This is a genomic window from Duganella phyllosphaerae, assembly GCF_001758785.1.
GTDB lineage: Bacteria > Pseudomonadota > Gammaproteobacteria > Burkholderiales > Burkholderiaceae_D > Rugamonas > Rugamonas phyllosphaerae.
The window spans coordinates 1-18,586 of sequence record NZ_LROM01000077.1; the positions used below are offsets into that span (position 1 = coordinate 1).

Genomic DNA, 18,586 nt, shown 5'->3' on the forward strand with positions numbered 1-18,586 from the left:
GCCCACAGCGGCGCGGCGGCGCTGGCGGCCGTGCGCGATTGCCTGCCGCAGGTGGCCATCCTCGACATCGGCCTGCCCGATATGGACGGCTACGCACTGGCCGGCGCCATCCGCGCCGAAGCGGGCGGCAGGGCGGTGCGGCTGGTGGCGCTGACCGGCTATGGCCAGAAGGATGACGTGGAACGGGCGTATGCGGCCAGCTTCGACTTGCACTTGACCAAGCCGGCGTCGCTCGAGGATTTGCAGGCGGCGACGACGGTGAGTTAGCACGCAGCGCGGCTACGGTTGCCGTGGCGCGAACGGTGCCGGCGCCTGTGCTGCAGGTGACGCGGGGTGGGCGTAAATGGTGATCGGTGCGGATGGTGTCGGCGGTGCTTTTGGGGTGGCGTTGTTGAGTACAAAGGTGATGATGGTGATGCCGGTCACGCCCAGCCCGATGCCCACCCCGACAATCCAGCGGATGGTGTCGTTGGCGCTGCTGTGTATTTCCGCCCGCAGCTCTGCACGTAAATCGGACAGGTCAGCCTTGGTGGCAGTCTCATCGAGGCGCGATTCGATACGCGCCAACCGTTCGCCGGTGACGGCAGCAAATTCTTCCAGCCTGACGTCGCGATGTTCGATGTCCATCCAGTCATCGTAGAGCGCAGGCTCGCGGTCGTCAAGCAACCTCAAGCCTGCAAAACACGCCACGGATCAAGGACTTACTGCGCCGTCACTTGCACCGGTTCCTGCGGGAACGAGGTGGCGCCGTTGCCCAGGTAGAAGCTGGGGTGCGGCGGCTGGTTGTAGCCGGCGTTCTGGCCCGCCACCTGGCTGCGGTACTGCGGATTGTGCATCAGCGTGGTAATGCGGGTGCTGGTCGGAATCGCGGTGCTGAACACCAGCAGCGCGGTATTGCTGCTGTTGCGCACCACGATTTCCTCGCGCCAGTCGCCAAACAGGTCGGCCGTCAGCACCGGCGTGGCCTTGGTGCCGTTGTTGGTCGCACCGCCGTAGGCGCCCAGGTCGAGCAGGTTGTTCATGCTGGACGTGGCCGGATTCCACTTTTGCACGATGGTGCTGCCCAGCGGCTCGCGCAGCAGGTCGCCGTCCCACCACACGCCGAAGTTCATCGACCCGGGCGCGCTGGTGCTCAATTGCGTGCCGGTGACCGTGCGCAGGCCGCCACGGCTGGCCCAGCATTCGGCGCCGGCGTGGTTGGGGTCGATGTCGAAGCACACGCCGCGGCCGACGTCGGTGTTCGAGCCGCTGGCGCCCCAGAGCAGCGCGCCGGTGGCGGCATCGTGCATGCCGGACCCATTGGCACCGTAGCTGCCCGGGCTTTCGTGGACCATGTAGATTTGCTGGCCGCTGCGGTTCGGGTCGAATTTGCCGAAGTGCAGGGCGTCGCCGTGGCCCAGGCCGGTGGCGTACAGCAGCTGGCCGTTGCTGCCGATGGTGGCCGCGCCATACACGATGTCGTCCTTGCCGTCGCCATCGGCATCGCCGGTGGCAAACCAGTGCGCGCCCTGGCCGCGCGCGGCGCTGCCGGCCGCGTCGGTGTCGAACACCCAGCGGCTGGTGAGATTGCCGTTACGCCAGTCCCACGCTGCAATCACGGCGCGCGTGTAGTAGCCGCGCGAAAACACCGCGCTCGGGCGGGCGCCGTCGAGGTTGGCGACGCCGCCGAGGAAGCGGTCCACCCGGTTGCCATAGCTGTCGCCCCAGCTCGAGACGGTGCCGCGCGCCGGCAGGTAGTTGACGGTTTTCATGGCGGCGCCGGTCTGGCCATTGAACACGGTGAGGAATTCCGGTCCGGTCAGGATGTAGCCGGCGCTGGAGCGGTAGTCGGCGCTGGCCGAACCGATGGTCGTGCCCTGGCCGTCGACGGTGCCGTCAGCGGTCTTGGCCATCACCTCGGCCTTGCCGTCGCCGTCGAAATCGTAGGCCAGGAAGGTGGTGTAGTGGGCGCCGGCGCGGATATTCTTGCCCAGGTTGATGCGCCACAGGCGCGTGCCGTCGAGTTGATACGCATCGAGGTAGGTGTTGCCGGTGTAGCCCGACTGCGAATTGTCCTTGGCATTGGTCGGCTGCCACTTGACGACGATCTCGTAGGTGCCGTCGCCGTCGAGGTCGGCCGGTGAACCGTCGTTGAGCTCGTAGGTGTAGGCGACGCCGTCGGGCGTGGTGCCGCCGGCCGGCGCCTGCACCGGGATCGATCTATACGGCTGGGCCCAGGTGACGCCGGCGCCGAACTGCGAGGCGGCCTGCTCGACGCCGCCCACCACCGCGCGCACCGCGTACTGGTTGCCGGCGTTGCCCACGCTGTCGCTGAAATTGAGCGCGTTGAGCGGCGTGGCCGTGATCTTGATGCCGTCGCGATAGACATTGAAGGTGGTGCCGGCGGCGTCGGTGGCCAGCTGGCGCCAGCTGACGAACACGCCGTTGCCGGAGGCAATGGCGACGGCGCCGCGATTGAGCCGTTCGATCTGCTTGTTGGCGGCTGGCGCCGTGCCGGCTGCCAGCGTGGCGACCAGGATGGATACCGCCGAGGCGATGCGTAAGTTCATGGGTTTGTCTCCATTTGGAATATGGTTATGGGCCCGTGTCGCGGGCCCGACTACGGTACCTCAGGGAAAATGCAAGTCACCATCGCAAACCGCCCTAGAGCTTAATAGTCAACTTGTCGAGCAATGTTGTTGTTTTTTGCTGCTGGCTGTGCGTGGTATCATCGGCGTCCGCCTCCTGTTTTTGATGAATTCCATGTCCTCCCAGAAGCTAACCAAGATCCTCATCCTCGCCGCCATGGCTGCCGTGGCGCTGTCCGTCGTCGGCTACGTGTTCGTGGTGGTGGCGGACTACACCGACTGCCAACGGATCGAAGCAGCCGAGCTGAAAAAAGGCAAAAAGGTGTCGTGCCGCGACGTCAAGGCGGGCATGGCAGCCGAATAATTCGGTGCGCATCGGGACAGTGTTAGTTGTCCCACAAAGCGTGGCAGCGTGCGCGGCTACAGTGGTGACACTCCATCATCATTGCAAAGTCCGCCATGAACGCTCCCGAAACAATTGCGCCCCCGCGCGCTGCCGTGCAAACGTATCCGCTCACCCTCAACATCAACGGCCGTGAGCACGACTTCCGCGTCGAAGCCTGGGTCACGCTGCTGGACTTGCTGCGTGAACATGCAGGCCTGACCGGCTCCAAGAAGGGCTGCGACCACGGCCAGTGCGGCGCCTGCACCGTGCTGGTCGGTGGGCGTCGCATCAACTCTTGCCTCACGCTGGCCGTGATGCAAAACGGCAAGGAGGTCACCACGGTCGAAGGCCTGGCCGACGGTAACCAACTGCATCCGGTGCAACAGGCGTTCATCGACAACGACGCCTTCCAGTGCGGCTATTGCACGTCGGGCCAGCTATGTTCGGCCGTGGGCCTGATGAACGAAGGCAATGCCTGCACCGCCGGCCAGGTACGCGAGCTGATGAGCGGCAACGTCTGCCGCTGCGGTGCCTACCCCGGCATCGTGGCGGCCGTCACCGAGGTGATGGGCATACCGGGCCACGACGACCCGGCGCGTCCATTCCAGCCTGGCACGGTGCCGGCATGAACCCGGTCACCTACGTGGCGCCGCTGGACGTGAGCGGCGCGCTGTCCCATCTTTACGCGGGTGTGGATGCCAACGCCGCGCCGTCCAAGGTCATCGCTGGCGGCACCAACCTGCTCGACCTGATGAAGGAGCGCGTGATGGGACCGCAGCAGCTGGTCGACATCAATGCGCTGCCGCTGGACCAGATCACGGCTGCACCCGATGGTGGCTTGCGCCTGGGCGCCATCGCCCGCAACGCCGATACCGCCTACCACCCGCTGGTGCGCGCACAGTACCCGGTCTTGACCGCCGCCATCCTGGCCGGCGCCTCGCCGCAGATCCGCAACATGGCCAGCAATGGCGGCAACCTGCTGCAACGCACGCGCTGCCACTATTTTTACGACGCCACCACGCCGTGCAACAAGCGGGCGCCGGGTACCGGCTGCTCGGCCATCGGCGGCCTCACGCGCCAGCACGCTATCCTGGGCGCCAGCGCGCAGTGCATCGCCACCCATCCGTCCGACATGTGCGTGGCACTCGCTGCGCTCGACGCGGTGGTGTGCGTGCGCTCCAGCGCCGGCGAGCGGCGCATCGACTTTGCCGACTTCCACCGCCTGCCTGGCGAACAGCCCGAGCGCGACACGGTCCTGGCCGCCGGCGATTTGATCACCCATATCGACCTGCCGCCGGCAGCGCAGTTCGTGCGCCACTCGGCCTACCTGAAATTCCGCGACCGCGCCTCGTATGCGTTCGCGCTGGTGTCGGTGGCGGCCATGCTCGATGTCGGGGAGGACGGCAAGGTACGCGACGCCCGCATCGCGCTGGGCAGCGTGGCCCACAAACCTTGGCGCGTGCCGGCCGCCGAAGCGGTCCTCATCGGCCGCCAGGTCGATGAAACCGCGTTTGCCGAAGCGGCCGACGTGCTGCTGGCCGGCGCCCAAGGGCAAGGCCAGAACGATTTCAAGGTGACCATGGCGCGCCGCGCCGTGATCCGCGCCCTGACCCAGGCGGTCGAGGGCACCCACGACAACACCACAGAACTGACCGAAAACGAGGCACCAGTATGACCGTATTGATCCAGGCATTGCGCACCCCGAGTGCGGACCCCGGCACCGGCCAGGTGCGCATCGGCGACGCCGTCTCGCGCGTGGACGGCCGCGACAAGGTAACCGGCCAGGCGCGCTACGCCGCTGAATACACGCCAGATGCTGGCGCCAGCGAGGCTGGTCTGCTGTACGGCGTGGTGGTGAGCGGCGCCATCGCCAAGGGCCATATCAGGGCCCTCCACACCGAGGCGGCCATGGCGGTGCCCGGCGTGGTGGACGTGATCTGGCACGAGAACCGCCCCAAGATCCGTTCATTCGATATTTTTTACAAGGACATGACCGCGCCCGGCGGCTCGCCCTATCGTCCGCTGTACAACAACGAAGTGCACTACAGCGGCCAGCCGGTGGCGCTGGTGGTGGCCGACACCTTCGAGGCCGCGCGCCATGCGGCGGCGCTGGTACGGGTCGAGTACGACGTGCAACCGCATGAGACGTATTTGCTCGAACACCAGGGCCGCGCCCACAAGCCGAGCCGCCTGAAGGCCGGCTACACGCCGCCGCCAGACGTCAAGGGCCATCCCGATGAAGTGTGGGACAAGGCCGCCGTAAAAATTGAAGCTTCGTACTACAGCGGCGTGGAACACCACAACCCGCTCGAGATGTTCGCCACCACCGTCATCCACGGCGCCGATGGCCACCTGACGATTTACGATAAAACCCAAAGTTCGCAGAACAGCCGCTGGTACGTCTCGCACGTGTTCGGGCTGTCGAAAGACAAGGTCACCGTGCGCAACCCCTACGTTGGCGGCGCCTTCGGCTCCGGCCTGCGCCCGCAGTACCAGTTGCCGCTGGCGGTGATGGCTGCGCTCAAGCTCGAGCGCTCGGTGCGGGTGGTGCTCACGCGCCAGCAGATGTTTACCTTCGGCCACCGTCCGGAAACCCAGCAGCGCCTCAAGCTCTCGGCCGATGCCGACGGCACGCTGACCTCCATCGTCCACGAAGCGGTGGCCGAAACCTCGCGCTACGAGGACTACGTGGAAGTCGTGGTCAACTGGTCGGGCGAACTGTATGCGTGCGAGCATATCCGCCTCGGTTACAAGATCGTCGATCTCGACCACGCCAGCCCGATGGACATGCGCGCACCAGGTGCCGCCCACGGCGTGCATGCGCTGGAAGTGGCGATGGACGAATTGTCGTACGCGCTCAAGATGGACCCGCTGGCGCTGCGCCTGAAAAACTACGCCGAGATCGATCCGTCCCACGGCCTGCCGTATTCCACCAAGGAGCTGCGCGAATGCTACCTGCAAGGCGCGCAGCGCTTCGGCTGGGACCAGCGGCCCCTGGAGCCTGGCTCCATGCGCGAGGGGCGCGAGTTGATCGGCTGGGGCATGGCCACCGGCATGTGGGACGCCATGCAGATGTTCGCCCGCGCCAGCGCCGTGCTGCACGCGGACGGCAGCCTGGTGGTCAGCAGCGCCGCATCCGACATCGGCACCGGCACCTATACCGCGATGTGCATCATCGCCGCCGAGGCCTTGGGCCTGCCGCTGGAAAAAGTGCGCTTCCAGCTCGGCGACTCCACCTTGCCGGTGGCGCCGATCGAGGGCGGCTCCTCGCACGTTGCCACGGTGGGTTCGGCGGTGGCGGGCGTGTGCGAAAAACTGCAGAAAACCGTGTTCAAGCGCGCCAGGGAAATGGCCGGTTCGCCGCTGGCCACCGCGCGCCTGGCCGACGTCGAGTTTGTCGACGGCGTGGTCCGGTTGCGCAACATCCCCGGCACCAGCGTACCGCTCACGCAAATCCTGGCCGGCATCGAGCAGCCGCTCGAGGAAAAATACCTGATGCTCCCGAATATGCTCAAGCAGATGAAATTCCAGCGCGCCACCCACTCGGCGGTGTTCGTCGAAGTGCGCGTCGATCCCGAATTCGGCACCGTGCGCGTGACGCGGGTGGTGAGCGCGGTGGCGGCGGGGCGCATCATCAACGCCAAGACTGCGCGCAGCCAGATCATCGGCGGGGTGGTATGGGGCATCGGCCAGGCGCTGCACGAGGAGACCCACTGCGACCACCGGCTGGGCCGCTTCATGAACCACAACCTGTCCGAGTACCACGTCTCGGTCAACGCCGACATCCACGACATCGACGTCATCTTCGTGAAAGAAGACGACCGCATCGTCAGCCGCATCGGCGCCAAGGGGGTAGGGGAGATCGGCCAGGTGGGCGTGGCGGCGGCCGTGTGCAATGCCATCTACCATGCGACCGGGCAGCGCGTGCGCAGTACGCCGATGACGCCGGAGAAGGTGATGCGCGGGTAAGAAGCCGGCTAAATTCGGACTATAATAGGCCGGCAGACCCACGCCAACCAGGAGCCGACCATGAGCCTTGCCACCAGTATCAAGCCGATTTCGTACTTGAAATCCAATGCGGCCGACATCGTGAAGGAGTTTGCGACCAACCCCGAAACGCTCATCATCACTCAAAATGGTGAGGCGAAAATGGTTGTCATGGACATTCACGAGTACGAGAAGCAGCAAGAGACACTGGCTTTGCTCAAGTTGATTGCTCTCGGCCGTAAAGAGTTTGAACAAGGCCGCTATCAGGACGCGCAGTCATTCTTCGAAGAGATGGATAACGAAGAATGAAAACGAGGAAGGTTATCGTCCTCGATGTCGCCAGAGCAGACTTCAGAAAAATTAAGCGCCATGTCAAAAGGGATTTCGGCGACCTGGTCTGGGACGAAGTCAATGCGGAGTTCAAAGAGTCGATCAGGAAAATTGGACTGAACGCTGAAGGCGGCAAAAACTTTACCGAACTTGAGGGCGTGGGCGGGGAGAACTTCAGAATGCGTTTGGTAAGACAGACCAAGGTCGTCTATGAGTTTGATGATGAGAAGGTACTGGTTCACATGTTTATACACAGCAATATGGACTTCAGATCACATCTCTTTCAGCGACTCTTCGATATATAAAGGGGAATGCGGGATGCCTCCCGTTACCCGGTATGGTGTGCGTATAACAAAGTTCTCTCTACCCATGAATAATTTGTATACGCCCCGCGCCCCAAATCAATACTCGATATACTGCGCCGTGATAACTGGACCGGGCGCCACTGGCGCCCGGCCGCAGCTTGTCCGATCCTAGTTATGCGGTATTTTTTTGGGAGTTCCAGGCACTATGACCAGTTTTATCTTGAGGCTTACAAAGCAGTTTCCGACCATCGGTTTGCTGGCGCTGGCGGTTGCATCGTCGGCCAGCGCAGCCACCATCGGCGCCACCAGCCTCAATCAGTCCTGGGACTTTTACCGCGACGACGCCAAGGTCGCCGCCACCGTCGAGCAGGTGCCGGCCAATGGCTGGAGCCGCGTCAACCTGCCGCACACGGCGCGCCTGGAAGCGAAGGTGCCGGTCAATTCGTGGCAGGGCACGGCGTTCTACAAGAAGCGTTTCGACGCCAAGGTGGCGCCGGGCGAACAGGCGATCCTGCGTTTCGAAGGCGCGATGAACGTCGCCGACGTATGGGTCAACGGCAAGCACCTGGGCCAGCACCTGGGCGGCTACTTGCCGTTTTCTTATGATGTGACGGCGCACCTGAAAGCGGGCGGCGGCAATGAGCTGGTGGTGCGCATCAATAACGAAGACAACGCCATTACCGGTCCCAAGCCGCTGAAGGATCTCGACTACATCCAGTACGGCGGCATCTACCGCGACGTCACGCTCACCATCAAGCCGGCCGTGCATATCAGCGACGAGATGCTGTCCAATACCGAAGCGGGCGGCGGCATTTTCGTCACCTATCCGCAGATCGACAAGGCGTCGGCGACCGTGCGCGTGAAGGCCGAAGTGTGCAATACCGCGACCGAGCCGCGCACCGCCGAGCTGCGCCACCGCCTGCTCGGCAAAAACAGCCGCGTGGCCGACGCGACCGAGAAAGTCAGCCTGGCCGCTGGCGAGTGTCGCCACGTCACGCGCGACCTCAAGGTCGATCGTCCGCAACTGTGGTCGCCCAAGGCGCCCAACCTGTATGCGCTGGAGACCACGGTTGCCAGCAAGGGGCAATCGGACCTGGTGAAAACCCGCGTCGGCATCCGCCGCATCGAGATGAGCAAGGGCAAGCTGCTGATCAACGGCGAGCAGACCTTCCTGCGGGGCGTCAACCGCCACCAGGAATATCCATACGTCGGCTATGCGCTGTCGCCGCAGGCCGAGTACCGCGATGCGCTGCTGATCAAGCGCGCCGGTTTCGACTACATCCGCCTGTCGCACTACCCGCATTCGCCGGCGTTCATGGCCGCTGCCGATGAACTGGGCATCATGGTGGTGCCGGGCATTCCGGGCTGGCAGTACTTCAATCCCGATCCGGCCTTCACCACCCAGGTAGTAAAGACCTGTACCGACATGGTGCGCCGCGACCGCAACCACGCCAGCGTGCTGGCCTGGGAATGCTCGCTCAACGAAACCCAGATGCCGGACGCGCTGGTGGAAAAACTGCACAAGACCGTGCACACCGAGTTCCCGGGCGACCATGTCTACTCGGCCGGCTGGGTGCCGCAGACCTACGACGTGTACCTGCAAGCGCGCCAGCACCGCCTGGAGGACAAGCGCCCGCAGCCCGACAAGGCGCTGATCGTTTCCGAATACGGCGACTGGGAATACTACGCAATGAACGCGGGCTTCAACCAGACCGCCTGGGGCGACCTGAAAGCGGCCGACCGCAGCAGCCGCCAGTTGCTGGCCGACGGCGAAACCCGCCTGCTGCAGCAGGCTAAAAACCTGGCCGAATCGCACGACGATAATTTCAATACCGGCGCGGTTGCCGATGGCTACTGGGTGATGTTCGACTACGGCCGTGGCTACGCACCCGACCTGGAGTCGTCCGGCATCATGACCATCGACCGCTTGCCGAAGTTTTCCAGCGAGTTCTTCCGCTCGCAGCGCAGCGCGCTGGAATCGGGCAAGTGGGGCGGTGGCCCGATGGTGTTCATCGCCAGCCACTGGGACAAGGATTCCTCGCCCAAGGTGCGCGTGTTCGCCAACACCGACGAAGTGGAGCTGTTCCTCAACGGTAAAAGCCTGGGTCGCGTGAAGAGCGCGCCCACCAAGCTGCACCCGAACCTCAAGCATCCACCGCTGGAGTTCGACGCCGGCCAGTTCGCTGCCGGTGAACTGAAGGCGGTCGCTTACCTCGGTGGCAAAAAGGTGGCCGAACACGTGGTGCGTACCGCCAGCGAGGGCGCCAAACTGGACGTATCGGTGGATGACCTGGGCGTGAAATCGGCAACCGGCGACCTGGTGTTCATCCGCGCCAAGGTTGTCGATGCCAAGGGCAACCTGGTGGCCGGCAACGGCCAGTCGGTAAAGTTCACCGCCGGCGGCGCTTACGAGATCGTCGGTCCTGCCACCGTCACCACCGAGGGCGGCATCGCCAGCGTGCTGGTGCGCGTGGGCGCCAGCGGTGGCAAGGGCACGATCGCTGCCGATGGCGCCAATCTGCGCGGCAGCCTCTAGCAGTATGTCGCGGCGTGGTGGCGCGCACGCGTCGCTGCGTTCACTACCGGGCGACGCGCTTATGCGTTAGCATGGCGCACACGATCACTTGAAAAAAGGTAGTGTGCACATGGTTACTTTCGGACGCGGTCAAAAAGGCAAACTGGCGGACCTCGGTTGCGGCAGCAACGTGGCGGTGGACGTGGCGCTGCAGGCGCCGGGTGTCACCATCGACCTGTCGTGCTTCGGGCTCGATGCGCAAGGCAAGCTGTCCGATGACCGCTACATGGTGTTCTACAACCAGCTGGCCAGCCCCGAAGGCGCGGTGCGCCTGACGCTGTCGGCGGGCGCCGCCCGGTTCCAGCTCAACCTCGACGCCTTGCCGGCCTCGATCGAGCGGCTGGTATTTACCGGCGCGCTCGATGGCGGCGGCACCATGCGCGCCATCGCTCCCGGCAGCATCACCATCGGCGGCGCCGCCACGTTCCCCCTGACCGGTACCGACTTTGCCGACGAAAAGGCCGTGATCCTGGCCGAAGTCTATCGCCGCGATGGCGCCTGGCGTTTCGGCGCCGTCGGCCAGGGCTTCAACGGCGGCATGGCTGCGTTGCTGGCGCATTTTGGCGGCACCGAGGCTGCCGCAGCCACGCCGGTCCCGGCCCCTGCGCCCGCTGCTCCCGCTACCGCACCGGCTCCGGCCCCAGCACCAGCACCAGCACCAGCCCCCGCACCCAAAATCTCGCTGTCGAAAATCACGCTGGAAAAGCGCGGCGACAAGATCTCGCTCGAGAAGGGCGCCGCGCGCGGCTTCGGCAAGATCCGCGTCAACCTGAACTGGAACCAGCGTCCGCAGGAGCAGCAGGCCAAGACCGGCTTCTTCGCCAAGCTGACCGGCGGCGACAAGCCCAAGGGCATCGACCTCGACCTGGCCTGCCTGTTCGAGCTGCGCGACGGCACTCCGGGCGGCGTGCAGGCGCTGGGCGAAAGCTGGGGTGCATTCGACCGCCCGCCGTACATCCACCTGGCCGGGGACGATCGCAGCGGCGCGGTCAGCGATGGCGAAAACATCTATATCAATGGCGACCGCTTCGACGAAATCGGCCGCGTGCTGATCTTCAGTTTCATTTACGAGGGCGTACCGAATTGGGCCGCCACCGACGGCGTGGTACTGATCGAAGTGCCGAACCAGCCGCCAGTGGAAGTACGCCTCGACCACGGTGGCAACCAGCCGATGTGCGCAATCGCCATGATCGAAAACCAGGGCGGCAAGCTGCAGGTGACCAAGCTGGTGGACTACGTGTCCGGCGACGGCAAGATCAGCGGCCACGAGGTGCTGGGCACCAAGTACGGCTTCAAGCTGCGCTGGCGTGCTGGTTCCAAGGGGTAACTTGTATTTGGTAAGTATGTCATGGGCGTGTAACTTCCCGGCTCTAGAATGCGTGGCATTCCCACCTTTCCAGAGCCGGTCATGCCCAACCAAGTCAACCACGAACCAAGCAACGAACCAAGCAACGAACCGCAAACCAGCCGCCGCACGCTGCTGAAAATGGGCCTCGCTTCGGCCTCGACCCTGTCGGTCGGCGGCCTGCTGGCCGGTTGCGGCGGCGGCAGCGACGCGGTGAGCGCCACGCCAGCGCCGGCGCCAACGCCGACACCAGCCGCGAAAATCTCGAGCTTCGCCCTGGCCGTGCTGCCCGACACCCAGTTCTATGCGCGCTACGCCACCTCGGGCGAGAGCAACCAGTACCAGCGCCACTACGGCAACGAGCCGTTCGCCGCGCAGACCAACTGGGTGGCACGCAACGCCCAGGCGCTCAACATCCCGTTCCTGATCCACCTCGGCGACGTGGTCGACCAGGTGGGCAAGCCGGAACAATGGAAGGTAGCCGACAGCGCCATGCAGGTGCTGGAAGTGGCCAAGCTGCCGTACTCGATTTTGGCCGGCAATCACGACGTCCTGAACGACCTCGATTACAACGGCGACCAGTCGCGCGGCACCGACGCCCAGCGCGTGCTGGCCAACGAGCCTTACCTGCAATGGTTCGGTGCGCGCCGCGCCCAGCGCCAGGCCACCTTCGGTGCGCGCGATCCGAGCGGCTTCCACGAGTACCACATCTTCACCGCGCAGGACCAGCGCTTCCTGGTGCTGTCGCTGTCGTGGCGCATCTCGGACGCCGGCATCGCCTGGGCGCGCAAGGTTATCACCGACAATCCGACGCTGCCGGTCATCCTGGTCAACCACCAGCTGATGAATATCGCCCCGGACGCGGTCACGCCGCTGGAAACCGACTACGGCAAGATGTTGTGGGAAAAGCTGATCCGCGATAACGACCAGATTTTCATGACCCTGAACGGCCACCACCACGGCGCCGCGCGCCTGACCAAGACCAACAATTTCGGCAACCCGGTCGAAGAAATGGTGGTCGATTACCAGATGGCCTACCAGGGCGGCAACGGCTTGATGCGCCTGTACGAATTCGACCTGACCAACAAGCAGATCAAGGTGCTGTCGTTCTCGCCATGGGTGCCGATGAAACCGGCCGACACGCTCAACGCCTTCGACCGCGCGGTGCTTACCGAAGCCAACCAGGCCTTCACCATCGATATCGATTTTGCCAAGCGCTTTGCGCGCTTCAATCCCACCTTCGGCGTGGGCCAGGTCACGGTGGCGTCTTCGCTGGTGGAGCAGGCCAGGGCGATGGTACTGAAGGGTTACACGGAACCGGCAGTGGTCGAACCGGTGGTGCCCAAGGATGCCGACGATTATCCGAAAGTGGCATCGACGGTGGCGCACTGGCGCTTCTTCGGCGGCGCCGACGGCGCGGCCGTGGCGCCGGGCACCCGGATTGCCGACGTCACCGGCGCCAACCCGCTGGTGCGCGATGCGCTCAATGTCAACGGCGTGAAAAATGCCGAAGCGGGCGACATCGTCTGGAGCACCGACCGTCACCGCCTGTCATCGGCGCCCGGTTCGGTCAGCTTCATCAACACCGACAAGAACGTGCCGCGCCTCAGCTACTTCGTCACCGACGCGGCGGCCGCGATCAACGCCCAGACCTTTGCCACCACCGGCTACACCATCGAGGCCTTCATCAAGATCAACCCGGCCTGGGTCAATTCGAAGCACGCGTGGATGAACATCATGACGCGCGACGGCAAGCGCGGCGACCTGGCAGGCTTTAACGGTGGCGATGCCGAATCGCCGCCGCTGCTGTTCGCCATCTCCAGCCTGCGCGAAGTGCAGTGGGAGGTCGTGCCCGATGTGAGCGGCGCGCGCGGCGGGCTTGCCAGCTGGTCGGGCGAGATCATCGCCGGCACCTGGGTCCATGTCGCCATCGTCAACGACCCGGTCACGCACGACACGGTAATGTACGTGGAAGGCGCACCGGTGCTGCGCAATAGCAGCAACGTGGTTGGGCTGGCGACGCTGTCGGCCCGGTCGCCGTGGGTGGTGGGGGGCGGTTCGTGGGATGGCGAGCGCGCCGACGGGTTCTTCGGCAATATCGGCGAGATCCGCGTGGCGTCCGGTGCATTGAAGCCGGCGCAGTGGCTGACTGCGCGGCGATCCTGATCTACAACTCGGCCAAACCGCGACGTGTGCGCGCCGCCTGCTCCCGTACCGCATCGAGCACCGGCCCGTCCATGCGTTTGAGCTGCTGGTACACCATCCCCAGCCGGTGATTACCCACCAGCCGCTCCCGGTTGCGGTCGAAAAAATCCCAGTACAGCGCGTTGTACGGACAGGCGCGCTCACCGGTGCGGGCCTTTTTATCGTAGTGGCACCCCTTGCAGTAATCGCTCATCTTGTCGATATACGCCGCGCTCGAGACATACGGCTTGGTTGCCAGCAGCCCGCCGTCGGCAAACTGGCTCATGCCCAGCGTGTTGGGCAGTTCCACCCATTCGAAGGCGTCGATGTACACGCCCAGGTACCAGCCGTGCAGCGCCTGCGGCGACAGGCCGGCCAGCAGCGAGAAATTCCCGATCACCATCAGGCGGTTGATGTGGTGCGCGTGCGCATGCTCGAGCGACTGGCCGATCGCCGTGGCCAGGCAGCGCATGCGCGTGTCGCCCGACCAGAACCAGTGCGGCAGCGGTTCCTGGTGGCCGAAGGTGTTCAGCTGATCGTAGCCGGGCATGCGATGCCAGTACACGCCGCGCACGTATTCGCGCCAGCCGAGGATTTGCCGCACATAGCCTTCCACCGCCGCCAGCGGCGCCGCGCCGTCGGCTAGCGCCTGCACCACGCGGTCCACCACTTCGGACGGCGCGATCATCTTGACGTTCATGGCGAACGACAGCAGCGAGTGGAACAGGCGCCAGGCCTTGAAGCTCATCGCGTCCTGGTACTGGCCGAAATGGGGCAGGGCGTGCTGGACGAAGCGTTCCAGCTGCGCCAGCGCTTCCTCGCGGTTCAGCGGCCAGCGCAGGTCGGCCGCATTCGGCGCGCCAAAGCTGGCTGCACCCGATGCCTCGATCGTCGCCCACAGCGCACTGTGGTCGTGCGAGGCGCGCAGATCGGCCGGTTCCCACGGTATGCCGTTCCAGGCTGCGCGGTTGTCGTGGTCGAAGTTCCACTCGCCGCCCACCGGTTTGCCGGTGTCCGAGACCAGCACCTTGTGGCGCAGCCGCATGTGGCGGTAGAAGTGTTCCATCACCCAGCTGGCGCGGCCGTCGAACAACTGCGCCGCTTCGTGGCGGGCGGTGTAGAAATGTTCGGTGTCTGCCATCGCGCAGGGGATGGGCAAAGCGGCGGCGTAGTCGGCCAGTTGGCGGTCGAGACGGTACTCGTCGGGCGCCTGCCAGCAAAATTCGCCGGCCTGGTAGTGCGCCAGCAGCCGGTCCAGGTTGGCCGGCAGCGACTGCAGGTTGTCGGCATCGTCGATGGCCAGGTAGTGCACGCGGTGGCCGGCGTTGCGCAGGCGCCGTGCAAAATCGCGCATGGCGGCAAAGATGGCGATGATTTTTTGCGCGTGGTGCAGCACGTAGTCGGTTTCCTGCCGCACTTCCATCAGCACGAACACCACGCCGGGGTCCGGCGTGTGGAACCAGCTGTGCTGGCAACTGAGCTGGTCGCCCAGCACCAGCTTGAGCGTGGTGGCTGCCGTGCTCAAGATGTCAGGCGCGGCCCAGGACCGAGGCGGCCGCCATCAGCTCGTCAATCAGCGCCAGCGAGCTTTTGCCCGACAGCGCGTGCGGATTGAATTCGGGCAGCGCCGAGTAACGCAGCAGGGTGCCGGGATTGAGCTTGTTCAGGTTGACCTGGCCCATGGTCCAGCCGGAATAGCGGCGCTCGCAGATTTCTTCGTAGTGCAGCAGGATGGCGTCGGTATGGCGCGGGTCGCGCAGGATTTTGGCGTACAGCGCGTTGACCTGGTCGCGACCACCTTCGATCACTTGCAGGTACAGGCGTTCGCTGTGGCATAGCACCCCGGTGATGCCCTGCCTGGGGTTGTTGCTGTGCGACTGCTGCATGATGGCGGTGATGCTGCCCGCAGGCGTTTCTTTGGCGGCGTGGCTGGCGTACAGAAGGCGGACGAGCATGCGGATCTCCTGGAGATTAACGTTTGATGAGCGAGAGGAACTCGCGGCGCAGCGCCGGGTCCTTGAGGAAGGAGCCGTGCATCACACTGTTGATCATACGCGCGTCCATGTCCTTGACGCCGCGCCACTGCATGCAAAAGTGGTCCGCTTCCATGATCACGGCCAGGCCGTCCGGCTGCATTTTTTCCTGCAGCAGGTCGGCCAGCTGCACCACGGCTTCTTCCTGGATTTGCGGGCGGCTCATGATCCAGCTGGCCAGGCGTGCATATTTCGACAGGCCGATCAGGTTCGAGTGCTGGTTGGGCATCACGCCGATCCACACCTTGCCGATCACCGGGCACAGGTGGTGCGAGCAGGCGCTGCGCACCGTGATCGGACCGATGATCATCAACTCGTTGAGGTTGGCGGCGTTGGGGAATTCGGTCACCGGCGGCATGTCCACGTAGCGCCCGCCGAACACCTCGGTCATGTACATCTTGGCCACGCGGCGCGCGGTGTCCTGGGTATTGTGGTCGCTCACGGTGTCGATCACCAGGCTCTCGAGCACCTTCTGCATATGGCCGCTCACTTCATCGAGCAGCTGATCGAGCTCGCCCGGTTCGATATAGGCGGCGATGTTGTCGTTGGCGTGGAAGCGGGTGTTGCTGGCCACCAGCCGCGCGCGAATGCGTTCGGAGGCGGTGGTGGTGACAGGCAGGTATGCCGGTTGCGGCTCGGTGGTCATGCGGAATCCAATCAAAAAAATAAAAGTGCTACCGGGGCGGCAGCGGCAGGCCTTCGGCATAGGCCAGCCGTTCCAGCGCCTGTTCCATCAGCATGCGGGCGTGCCCGGCGCTGCGCGCCAGGTCCTGGTGCAGCGCGGCGTCGGCGGCGTTGCGGCTCACGCATTGGGCGCTGTACCGCTCGAAGCTGGTCAACATCAGCAGTATATCCGCCAGGTGGCGCGGGCATTCGCATTCGATGGTGGTGGAGATGGCGGCCAGGTCGGCCAGCTGCTGGTCAGTCAGGCGGCGTGGCTCGGCCGGTGTGACCGGTGGCGCGGGCGGACGGCCGCCGCCGGCAAAGGCGGTGGCGCACAGCAGCGCCACTTCGGCGGCGTCGGACGGCGCCCGGGCCACCAGGCAGTCCTGTTCGCGCAGGCGGCGCACGGTGGCGCTGTCGCAAAAACGGTAGAGCACCACCACCGCGCGCACCTGCAATGCTGCGCGCGTAGCCATGACCAGCGGCAGGGCATCGGCGTTCATCTCGGACGCTTCGATCAGCAGCAGGTCGGCGGCCGCGCCGGCCAGCGCTTGCGGCGCCTGTTCGAGGTGCTGGCAACTGGCCACGATGTCGAGCACGGGTGCGGTGCGCACCGCCGCCAGCTGGCGCGTGAGGGCGCCGCCAGCCACGGCCAGGCGCAACAGGCGCGGTTCGTTTTCCGCCGGTGGCGCCACCCCGGTCAGCGCCAGCAACTCGTCGGTGTCCAGCCGCGCCACGGTGGAAATCGCATGGCCCTGGTCCACCGCGCGCTTGAGCAGGCCGAGCCGGCGCACCTGTTCGGACGAATACAGGCGCTGGCCGCGCGGCGAGCGGCCGGCGTCGGACACGCCGTAACGCCGCTCCCACACGCGCAGCGTCTCTACCGGCAGGCCGGCCAGGCGCGCAGCCACGCCGCTGCGGTAGCCGGCGCCGGTGCTGGTCGAATTGTCGTCGGAGTCTGCCACAGTGGTCCTTGTTGATCGATGGCCGCATTTTAACAGTTTCATGCCTGTGAGCCATTTTGTCCCGGTATTGAACCGCTTTAGCGGGCTGTATAGGCGCATGAGGCGGCAAGCGGGTCAGTATACTGGGACATCGATAGAACATGCAACCAAGGAGTTCAACATGATAGCTACCCGACCAAACATCGCGGTGATCGGCGCGGGCCTGGCCGGCCTGTCGTGCGCGCGCCATTTACAGGACGCCGGCTGCCGCGTAACGGTATTCGACAAGGCGCGCGGTCCTGGTGGGCGCATGAGCACGCGCCGGGGTGACGACTGGCAGTGCGACCACGGCGCCCAGTATTTTACGGTGCGCGACAACCGTTTCCGCGACGAGGTGGCGCGCTGGGAGACCGCCGGTGTGGCGGCGCTGTGGGAGCCGAGGCTGGCCGTGCTGGAGGCAGATGGCAGCGTCGCGCGCAAAGCGCCCGACAGCACCGCGCGCTTCGTCGGCTTACCGCGCATGAGCGCACCGGCCGGCTGGCTGGCGGCCAATCTGCGGGTGCACAGCGGCTACACCATCGTCGACATGCAACACGACCGCGCCGGCTGGCGCCTGCACAGCAAGGAACACGGCGTGCACGACGACCGCTACGACGCCGTGGTGCTGGCGATCCCGGCGCCGCAGGCCACCGTGCTGCTGCAGCCCCTGCTGCCGCTCACCGCCCGGCAAACCGTCACCGACATGCTGCCTTGCTGGACCCTGATGTTGCGCTACCGCACGCCCGGAATCCGCTTTGCGCCCGGCTACGACGCCGCTTTCGTCAACCACGGGCCACTCGGCTGGATCGCCCGCGACGGTTCCAAGCCCGGCCGCCAGGGCAGCGAGACGTGGGTGTTGCAGGCCACTGCCGGCTGGAGCGCGCAGCACCTGGAAGACGACAGCGACAGCGTGATCGCCGCACTGCTGGCCGCGTTTGCGGCGCTGGGCGCGCCGCCGCCTGACGAGGTGACTGCGCACCGCTGGCGGTATGCCAGGGCCGGGGGCCAACAAGACAACGGGCAAGCAATCCAGCAAAACCACGTGGACGAAGACGGTGAATCCGCAGTGCTGCGCGAGGCCATCTGGCTGCCGGCGGTACGGGTGGGCGTGTGCGGCGACTGGCTGGCCGGCGGCCGCGTGGAAGACGCATGGCTCAGCGGCCGGACGCTGGCGGCGCAGGTGCTCGCCAGCATGGCCTGCGCCGCATCTTCTTGACGCACAGGATTAC

The 18,586-nt window shown here is 65.2% G+C and carries 17 protein-coding genes; 11 read left to right on the plus strand and 6 right to left on the minus strand.

What is annotated here, in order from left to right; all coding sequences use genetic code 11:
• Window positions 1–267: response regulator (locus tag DUPY_RS09940; protein ID WP_141749495.1), on the plus strand; the 267-nt coding region annotated here is incomplete at its 5' end.
• A gap of 12 nt (window positions 268–279) precedes the next feature.
• Here the strand turns inward: DUPY_RS09940 and DUPY_RS09945 are convergent.
• Window positions 280–627 carry a hypothetical protein gene (locus tag DUPY_RS09945; protein ID WP_141749496.1) on the minus strand — a complete coding sequence of 116 codons (348 nt, stop codon included), beginning with the start codon at window positions 625–627 and terminating at the stop codon, window positions 280–282.
• A 74-nt stretch (window positions 628–701) separates the two neighbouring features.
• On the minus strand, window positions 702–2,549 hold the full coding sequence (locus DUPY_RS09950) for a rhamnogalacturonan lyase (RefSeq protein WP_070247679.1): 1,848 nt from the start codon (window positions 2,547–2,549) through the stop codon (window positions 702–704).
• A gap of 193 nt (window positions 2,550–2,742) precedes the next feature.
• Here DUPY_RS09950 and DUPY_RS09955 point away from each other — a divergent pair, with 193 nt between their 5' ends.
• The 9 genes from DUPY_RS09955 (at window position 2,743) to DUPY_RS09995 (ending at window position 13,660) form a co-directional block, all read left to right on the plus strand.
• Window positions 2,743–2,931: a hypothetical protein gene (locus DUPY_RS09955; protein ID WP_141749497.1), complete on the plus strand. Its 189-nt coding sequence runs from the start codon at window positions 2,743–2,745 to the stop codon at window positions 2,929–2,931.
• 95 nt (window positions 2,932–3,026) lie between these two features.
• Window positions 3,027–3,581, plus strand: a complete 555-nt coding sequence (locus DUPY_RS09960) for a (2Fe-2S)-binding protein (RefSeq protein WP_070247681.1) — start codon at window positions 3,027–3,029, stop codon at window positions 3,579–3,581.
• The gene (locus tag DUPY_RS09965; RefSeq protein ID WP_208600028.1) at window positions 3,578–4,627 is read left to right on the plus strand and encodes an FAD binding domain-containing protein; all 1,050 of its coding nucleotides are present in this window, start codon (window positions 3,578–3,580) and stop codon (window positions 4,625–4,627) included. Before DUPY_RS09960 ends, DUPY_RS09965 begins: the two co-directional genes overlap by 4 nt.
• Window positions 4,624–6,921 (plus strand): xanthine dehydrogenase family protein molybdopterin-binding subunit, encoded by a 2,298-nt coding sequence (locus tag DUPY_RS09970; protein WP_070247682.1) that lies wholly within the window; start codon window positions 4,624–4,626, stop codon window positions 6,919–6,921. The genes DUPY_RS09965 and DUPY_RS09970 overlap by 4 nt, the downstream gene beginning before the upstream one ends.
• A 60-nt stretch (window positions 6,922–6,981) precedes the next feature.
• Complete coding sequence (locus DUPY_RS09975; protein WP_070247683.1) at window positions 6,982–7,248, plus strand: type II toxin-antitoxin system Phd/YefM family antitoxin; 267 nt, start codon at window positions 6,982–6,984, stop codon at window positions 7,246–7,248.
• The gene (locus tag DUPY_RS09980) at window positions 7,245–7,574 is read left to right on the plus strand and encodes a type II toxin-antitoxin system RelE/ParE family toxin (protein WP_070247684.1); all 330 of its coding nucleotides are present in this window, start codon (window positions 7,245–7,247) and stop codon (window positions 7,572–7,574) included. The genes DUPY_RS09975 and DUPY_RS09980 overlap by 4 nt, the downstream gene beginning before the upstream one ends.
• Before the next feature lie 220 nt (window positions 7,575–7,794).
• Window positions 7,795–10,110: a glycoside hydrolase family 2 protein gene (locus DUPY_RS09985; protein WP_229255315.1), complete on the plus strand. Its 2,316-nt coding sequence runs from the start codon at window positions 7,795–7,797 to the stop codon at window positions 10,108–10,110.
• A gap of 109 nt (window positions 10,111–10,219) precedes the next feature.
• Window positions 10,220–11,476, plus strand: a complete 1,257-nt coding sequence (locus DUPY_RS09990; protein WP_070247686.1) for a TerD family protein — start codon at window positions 10,220–10,222, stop codon at window positions 11,474–11,476.
• 81 nt (window positions 11,477–11,557) lie between these two features.
• Window positions 11,558–13,660: a LamG-like jellyroll fold domain-containing protein gene (locus DUPY_RS09995; RefSeq protein WP_070247687.1), complete on the plus strand. Its 2,103-nt coding sequence runs from the start codon at window positions 11,558–11,560 to the stop codon at window positions 13,658–13,660.
• 1 nt (window position 13,661) lies between these two features.
• Here DUPY_RS09995 and DUPY_RS10000 read toward each other — a convergent pair whose 3' ends face one another.
• The 4 genes from DUPY_RS10000 to DUPY_RS10015 are packed head-to-tail and all read right to left on the minus strand — an operon-like array spanning window position 13,662 to window position 17,339.
• Window positions 13,662–15,203, minus strand: coding sequence for a cryptochrome/photolyase family protein (locus tag DUPY_RS10000; RefSeq protein ID WP_070247688.1), 1,542 nt, complete (start codon window positions 15,201–15,203; stop codon window positions 13,662–13,664).
• Window positions 15,204–15,207: 4 nt separating this feature from the next.
• On the minus strand, window positions 15,208–15,633 hold the full coding sequence (locus DUPY_RS10005) for a BLUF domain-containing protein (RefSeq protein WP_070247689.1): 426 nt from the start codon (window positions 15,631–15,633) through the stop codon (window positions 15,208–15,210).
• A gap of 16 nt (window positions 15,634–15,649) precedes the next feature.
• Window positions 15,650–16,357, minus strand: a complete 708-nt coding sequence (gene folE, locus DUPY_RS10010; RefSeq protein ID WP_070247780.1) for a GTP cyclohydrolase I — start codon at window positions 16,355–16,357, stop codon at window positions 15,650–15,652.
• Window positions 16,358–16,385: 28 nt separating this feature from the next.
• Entirely contained in the window at window positions 16,386–17,339 is a 954-nt protein-coding gene (locus DUPY_RS10015) for a MerR family transcriptional regulator (RefSeq protein WP_070247690.1), read from the minus strand.
• 160 nt (window positions 17,340–17,499) lie between these two features.
• Between DUPY_RS10015 and DUPY_RS10020 the strand changes: the two genes are divergently transcribed.
• On the plus strand, window positions 17,500–18,573 hold the full coding sequence (locus DUPY_RS10020) for an NAD(P)/FAD-dependent oxidoreductase (RefSeq protein WP_070247691.1): 1,074 nt from the start codon (window positions 17,500–17,502) through the stop codon (window positions 18,571–18,573).
• Window positions 18,574–18,586: the final 13 nt, after the last annotated feature.

Coding starts and splice junctions, on each gene's coding strand:
- DUPY_RS09945 (WP_141749496.1), bottom strand. CDS start 627: ATGGACATCGAACATCGCGACGTCAGGCTGGAAGAATTTGCTGCCGTC.
- DUPY_RS09950 (WP_070247679.1), bottom strand. CDS start 2,549: ATGAACTTACGCATCGCCTCGGCGGTATCCATCCTGGTCGCCACGCTG.
- DUPY_RS09955 (WP_141749497.1), top strand. CDS start 2,743: ATGTCCTCCCAGAAGCTAACCAAGATCCTCATCCTCGCCGCCATGGCT.
- DUPY_RS09960 (WP_070247681.1), top strand. CDS start 3,027: ATGAACGCTCCCGAAACAATTGCGCCCCCGCGCGCTGCCGTGCAAACG.
- DUPY_RS09965 (WP_208600028.1), top strand. CDS start 3,578: ATGAACCCGGTCACCTACGTGGCGCCGCTGGACGTGAGCGGCGCGCTG.
- DUPY_RS09970 (WP_070247682.1), top strand. CDS start 4,624: ATGACCGTATTGATCCAGGCATTGCGCACCCCGAGTGCGGACCCCGGC.
- DUPY_RS09975 (WP_070247683.1), top strand. CDS start 6,982: ATGAGCCTTGCCACCAGTATCAAGCCGATTTCGTACTTGAAATCCAAT.
- DUPY_RS09980 (WP_070247684.1), top strand. CDS start 7,245: ATGAAAACGAGGAAGGTTATCGTCCTCGATGTCGCCAGAGCAGACTTC.
- DUPY_RS09990 (WP_070247686.1), top strand. CDS start 10,220: ATGGTTACTTTCGGACGCGGTCAAAAAGGCAAACTGGCGGACCTCGGT.
- DUPY_RS09995 (WP_070247687.1), top strand. CDS start 11,558: ATGCCCAACCAAGTCAACCACGAACCAAGCAACGAACCAAGCAACGAA.
- DUPY_RS10005 (WP_070247689.1), bottom strand. CDS start 15,633: ATGCTCGTCCGCCTTCTGTACGCCAGCCACGCCGCCAAAGAAACGCCT.
- folE (WP_070247780.1), bottom strand. CDS start 16,357: ATGACCACCGAGCCGCAACCGGCATACCTGCCTGTCACCACCACCGCC.
- DUPY_RS10020 (WP_070247691.1), top strand. CDS start 17,500: ATGATAGCTACCCGACCAAACATCGCGGTGATCGGCGCGGGCCTGGCC.